Raw genomic sequence first — 5409 nt, forward strand, 5'->3', positions numbered from 1 at the left:
CTGACGGGGTGGACGGGGTCGAGTTCGGCGCCGGCGTCGATGCCGGCGCCGTGCTTGCCGGCCCCGGTTCCGGTTCCCGTTCCGGTGCCGGTTCCGGTGCCGGTTCCGCCGCCCGGTTCGGGACCGCCCGATTCGATCTTCGCCCGCTGCGTCATGCTTTCGACGTTAGAGCCGGAACTGCGGCTTCACCCGCCGAGCGGTGGGAAGATCCGACTTCGGGATGAGGGAAATCGTCCCCGGGTCGAAGGGGTGCCGGGTTGCGGCCCGGGGGTGCTCCGGGGGCGGCTCAGGCGCCGTCCTGCCGCGCCGCCCGCTCGGCGGCGTGCCGCTTGAGCGCGGCGTCGCGGCCGCGCACGTACCGGATGCCGATGAGGCCGAGGACGCCGCCCGCGGCGCAGCACCACACCCACCACAGCAGGCCGCGGTCGGCGAACCAGCCATAGAAGGGCAGCTGGAGGACGAAGAGGGCGAACCAGAGGATCGTGCCCCCGGTGACGGTCGCGACGACCGGGCCTTCGAGGGGCTCGGGGGCCTCGTGTTTCGCTGTCCATTTCGCCATGGCCCTCAGTCTAGGCCGCGGAATTCGGGGTCTACGCGCGGAGATGGACGGGCTTTCGTTCATGTGTTCATACTGAAACGGTTTGGGCATGGCCCATTTCTCTCGTATGAACCCCCAAATGCCCACGCAATGAGGACCGTATGACCACGTCGGCCCCTGCTCCGGCCCCCGCCTCCCCCGCCCGGCCCCCGGCTTCCGGAGCCTCCGCGGTGGACCGCTTCTTCAAGATCTCCGAGCGCGGCTCGACCGTGGCCCGCGAGGTGCGCGGCGGCTTCGCCACCTTCTTCGCGATGGCCTACATCATCGTGCTGAACCCGATCATCCTCGGCAGCGCGAAGGACATGTACGGCCACCAGCTCGACGGCGGCCAGCTCGTGACCGCCACCGTCCTGACGGCGGCCCTCACCACCCTCCTCATGGGCGTCATCGGCAACGTCCCGATCGCGCTCGCCGCCGGCCTCGGCGTCAACACGGTCGTCGCCCTCCAGCTCGCCCCCCGGATGAGCTGGCCGGACGCGATGGGCATGGTCGTCCTCGCCGGCTTCGTCGTCATGCTGCTCGTCGCGACCGGCCTGCGCGAGCGGGTCATGAACGCGGTCCCGCTCGGCCTGCGCAAGGGCATCGCGATCGGCATCGGCCTGTTCATCATGCTGATCGGCCTCGTCGACTCCGGGTTCGTCACCCGCATCCCCGACGCCGCGCACACCACCGTCCCGCTCCAGCTCGGCACGGGCGGCCACCTGCTCGGCTGGCCGGTGCTGATCTTCGTCGCCGGCGTGCTGCTGACCCTCGCCCTGCTGATCCGCAAGACGCCCGGCGCGATCCTGATCTCCATCGTGGCCATGACCGCCGTCGCGGTCGCCGTCCAGGCCGTCGTGCAGCTGCCGGACTCCGGCTGGGGCCTGACCGTGCCCGAGTGGCCGGGCAGCCCCGTGGCCGCCCCCGACTTCGGGCTCGTCGGCGAGGTCAGCCTCTTCGGCGGCTTCGCCGAGGTCGGCCTGCTGACCGGCTGCCTCTTCGTCTTCACCGTGCTGCTGTCCTGCTTCTTCGACGCGATGGGCACGATCCTCGGCGTCGGCGACGAGGCCAAGCTCATCGAGAAGGACGGCACCTTCCCCGGCATCAACAAGGTCCTGCTCGTCGACGGCCTCGCCGTCGCCTCCGGCGGCGCGACCTCCTCCTCCGCCACCACCTGCTTCGTGGAGTCCACCGCGGGCGTCGGCGAGGGCGCGCGCACCGGCCTGGCCAACGTGGTGACCGGCGGCCTCTTCGCCGCCGCGCTGTTCCTCACCCCGCTCGCCACCATGGTCCCGTCGCAGGCGGCCACGCCGGCCCTCGTCGCCGTCGGCTTCCTGATCCTCGCGGGCTCGGTCAAGGACATCGACTGGAGCGACTTCACCATCGCCGTCCCGGCCTTCCTGGCCATGGTGATGATGCCCTTCACCTACTCGATCACCAACGGCATCGGCATCGGCTTCATCAGCTTCAGCGTGCTGCGGCTGGCGACCGGCCGGGGCCGCGAGGTACCGGCGGCCATGTACGCCGTCTCGGCGGTGTTCGTCTTCTACTACGCGATGCCGGCCCTCGGCCTGACGTCGTAGCCCCCCGACGGCCTCAGGTGCGGCCGTAGAACTTCTCGGTCTCGTCGACGGCCGCCTTGAAGCGCTCGTCGAAGTCATCGCGGATGAGCGTCCGGACGACATAGTCCTGGACGCTCATTCCGCGTTTGGCGGCATGAGTGCGGAGGCGGTCGAGCAGCTCCCCGTCCATGCGCATGCTGAGCACCTGTGTCCCCATGGCGAAAGGGTCACCGCACAGGACGCGCACGCGGGTGGCTTTTCGGCCCACGCTCACTCGTATGAGTGACGCGGAGCCGGTCGCCGGACAGGGCGGGAAAACCGATTGGTCTTTAGCGAGAGTAATGAGTTACGCTAAGGACATGCTTGACCTGACCCATGGCGACGACGCCGCCGCCGTGAACGACCTCCGCTCCGCCGTCATGCGGCTGGGCCGGCGCCTGAAGCACCAGCGCGTCGACGAATCGCTGAGCCCGACCGAGATGTCGGTCCTCGGCACCCTCGCCCGGTGCGGCCGGGCCACGCCCGGCGAGCTGGCCCGGCGCGAACACGTACAGCCGCCGTCCATGACGCGCATCGTCGCCCTCCTGGAGGCGAAGGGCCTGGTCAAGCTCGAACCGCACCCCGACGACCGCCGCCAGAAGGTGGTCAGCCAGACGGAGGAGGCCGAGGCGATGCTCGAACAGAGCCGCCGCAAGCGCAACGCCTTCCTGGCCGGGCTCGCGGCGGAGCTCACCGAGGACGAATGGGCCCGGCTGCGCGCAGCCGCACCCGTCCTGGAGAAGCTCGCCCACCTGTAGGAACCACACCGGGAGGCGAACGCCTTTGAGTACGGGAAACGGAGCATCCTCCGCACCCGGCCATACACCCACCACTACCACTCGCGCCACGGGCCGGAACACGAAGTCCTCGATGTTCGGCTCGTTGAAGATCCGGAACTACCGGCTCTTCGCCACGGGACAGGTCGTGTCCAACACCGGCACCTGGATGCAGCGCATCGCCCAGGACTGGCTGGTGCTGTCCCTGACCGGCTCGGCCTCCGCGGTCGGCATCACCATCGCGCTGCAGTTCCTGCCCATGCTGGTGTTCGGCCTCTACGGCGGCGTCCTCGCCGACCGGCTGCCCAAGCGGCCGCTGATCGTCGCCACGCAGAGCCTGATGGGCCTGACCGGTGTCGCGCTCGCCGTGCTCACGCTCGCCGGGCACGTCCAGGTCTGGCACGTCTACGTCGCCGCACTGCTGATCGGCCTGATCACCGTCGTGGACAACCCCGCCCGGCAGACCTTCGTCTCCGAGATGGTCGGCCCCGACCAGATCGCCAACGCGATCAGCCTGAACTCGGCGAACTTCCAGTCCGCGCGGCTGGTCGGCCCGGCGGTCGCCGGCCTCCTGATCACCGCCGTCGGCTCCGGCTGGGCCTTCCTGCTGAACGGACTGTCCTTCGCCGCGCCGGTCGCCGCCCTGCTGCTGATGCGCCCGGCCGAGCTGCACCGCACCGCACCGCAGCCGCGCGCCAAGGGCCAGCTCCGGGAGGGCGTCCGGTACGTCGCCGGGCGGCCCGAGCTGCTCTGGCCGATCGTGCTCGTCGGCTTCGTCGGCACCTTCGGGTTCAACTTCCCGATCTGGCTGACGGCGTTCGTCTCCGACGTCTTCCACAAGGACGCCGGCACGTACGGCCTGCTGAACACGCTCCTCGCGGCCGGCTCCCTCGCCGGCGCGCTCCTCGCCGCCCGGCGCGGCACCTCGCGGCTGCGGATGCTGGTCGCCGCGGCGGTGCTGTTCGCCGTCCTGGAGGTCGCGGCCGCCTTCGCGCCGTCGTTCTGGCTGTTCGCGGCGCTGCTCGTCCCGCTCGGCATGTTCGGGCTGACCGTGAACGTCACCGCGAACGCGGGCGTCCAGACGGCCTGCGACCCCGAGATGCGGGGCCGCGTCATGGCCCTGTTCATGATGGTGTTCTCCGGCGGCACCCCGATCGGCGCGCCGCTCGTCGGCTGGGTCACCGACACCTACGGGGTCCGCACCGGCATGGCCGCGGGCGGCCTCGTGTCGCTGGCCGCGGCCGCCGCGATCGGCGTCGTCCTCTCCCGGGTCGGCAACCTGCGCCTCAGCGTCAGCCGCCGCGGCGTCGTCTTCGTCCCCACCGGGACCCGCGGCCACCTCGTCAAGGCGGCCTGAGCCGGCGGCCGCCGGGCGGGGTCCCTACGAGGAGCGGGGGCGCCGGCGGAACAGCCGCCGGCCCGCCACGACGAGCAGCGCACCGACCGCCAGCACCGCCGCACCGCGGCCCACGCCGCCCCCACCGCCCTCCGGGGCGGCGGCCGGCGGCGCGCCCGGTGCGGCCGAGGCCCCCGGCCCGGCCGGCACCCCGGCCGCCGCGGGCTGCACCGGGACGGCCACCACACGGCTGTTCGCGCCCTCCGCGCCGAACATCAGCGCCGACCCGTCCGCGGTGTACGTCACGGACTCCGCCTGCCCCTGCCACGGCGCGCCCACGGCCGCCCCCGCCCCCTGCGGCCGGCCGTCCTTCCACGCCCAGGTCTTCGCGAAGAAGTAGCCGCGCAGGGTGAGGCTCGCACCGTCCGGGGAGAACGCGCCGTCCGTCACCCACGGCAGGTCCGCCACCCGCCGGAAGACGTTGGCCCCCGACGCGGACAGCTTCTCGGGGCCCTCGTACAGGCCGCCCTTGTCCTCGCTCTTGCTCGCGATGTACACACGGCCCGTCACCGGGTGCACCATCAGCGCCTCCGCGTTGCGCGGCCCGTCCGCGTAGCGCACCGTGAACTGCTCCGCCTTCACCGCGGCGTCGCCGAGCTTCGCGGGCTCGGGGAAGCGGTAGATCCAGACGTGGTCCCAGGTGCCGTCCTTGTTGTCGCCGATGTCGCCGACGTACAGCTGCCCGTCGGGGCCGAGCGAGATCGCCTCGACGTCGCGGGGCCGGCCGATGCCGGTCAGGGTCAGCCGGGCCACCGTCCTGCCCGTCGCCGAGTCGACCGCGTACACGTACGGGCCGTCGTCGCTGTCGTTGTGCGTCCAGTACACGCCCGGGTGGGCGCGGCTCGCGGCCAGCCCGCTCGACTCCTTTATCCGCGGGTCCGCGATGGTGAAGCCGGTCGCGGCGGCCGTGGGGGCCGGGCTCGCCGCGGCGGCCCCTCCCGCCGCCGCGGCCGGACCGGCCGGCACCGACGCGAGGACGGCCGCGCAGACGGCGGCGCAGACGACGGCGGCCCCCCGGGCGGGCCGGGGGGCCGCCGTCGTCTGCGCCGCCGTCTGCGC

6 protein-coding genes are annotated in these 5409 nt (G+C 72.3%); 3 read left to right on the forward strand and 3 right to left on the reverse strand.

Annotated features, from left to right (window positions below):
- Nucleotides 1-286 precede the first annotated feature (286 nt).
- A complete protein-coding gene (locus EF903_RS27890; protein WP_125547749.1) occupies nt 287-559 on the reverse strand; it encodes a DUF2530 domain-containing protein in 273 nt (90 codons plus the stop codon).
- A 140-nt stretch (nt 560-699) separates the two neighbouring features.
- Between EF903_RS27890 and EF903_RS27895 the strand changes: the two genes are divergently transcribed.
- Nucleotides 700-2160 carry an NCS2 family permease gene (locus EF903_RS27895; protein ID WP_125547751.1) on the forward strand — a complete coding sequence of 487 codons (1461 nt, stop codon included), beginning with the start codon at nt 700-702 and terminating at the stop codon, nt 2158-2160.
- A gap of 13 nt (nt 2161-2173) precedes the next feature.
- Here the strand turns inward: EF903_RS27895 and EF903_RS27900 are convergent, their stop codons facing one another.
- A complete protein-coding gene (locus EF903_RS27900; RefSeq protein WP_125547753.1) occupies nt 2174-2356 on the reverse strand; it encodes a ribbon-helix-helix protein, CopG family in 183 nt (60 codons plus the stop codon).
- 142 nt (nt 2357-2498) lie between these two features.
- Between EF903_RS27900 and EF903_RS27905 the strand changes: the two genes are divergently transcribed.
- On the forward strand, nt 2499-2936 hold the full coding sequence (locus EF903_RS27905; RefSeq protein ID WP_114058029.1) for a MarR family winged helix-turn-helix transcriptional regulator: 438 nt from the start codon (nt 2499-2501) through the stop codon (nt 2934-2936).
- Nucleotides 2937-2961: 25 nt separating this feature from the next.
- A complete protein-coding gene (locus EF903_RS27910; protein ID WP_125547755.1) occupies nt 2962-4311 on the forward strand; it encodes an MFS transporter in 1350 nt (449 codons plus the stop codon).
- 24 nt (nt 4312-4335) lie between these two features.
- Here the strand turns inward: EF903_RS27910 and EF903_RS27915 are convergent.
- The coding region (locus tag EF903_RS27915) for a hypothetical protein (protein WP_260616021.1) at nt 4336-5409 on the reverse strand (1074 nt) is incomplete at its 5' end.

Origin of the sequence: Streptomyces sp. WAC05292 (assembly GCF_003949955.1) — a bacterium.
In the GTDB taxonomy this organism is placed as follows: Bacteria; Actinomycetota; Actinomycetes; order Streptomycetales; family Streptomycetaceae; genus Streptomyces; species Streptomyces globosus.

Bases quoted from the DNA above. Each gene is read 5' to 3' on its own strand.
- EF903_RS27890 (WP_125547749.1), bottom strand. From the start codon at position 559: ATGGCGAAATGGACAGCGAAACACGAGGCCCCCGAGCCCCTCGAAGGC.
- EF903_RS27895 (WP_125547751.1), top strand. From the start codon at position 700: ATGACCACGTCGGCCCCTGCTCCGGCCCCCGCCTCCCCCGCCCGGCCC.
- EF903_RS27900 (WP_125547753.1), bottom strand. From the start codon at position 2,356: ATGGGGACACAGGTGCTCAGCATGCGCATGGACGGGGAGCTGCTCGAC.
- EF903_RS27905 (WP_114058029.1), top strand. From the start codon at position 2,499: ATGCTTGACCTGACCCATGGCGACGACGCCGCCGCCGTGAACGACCTC.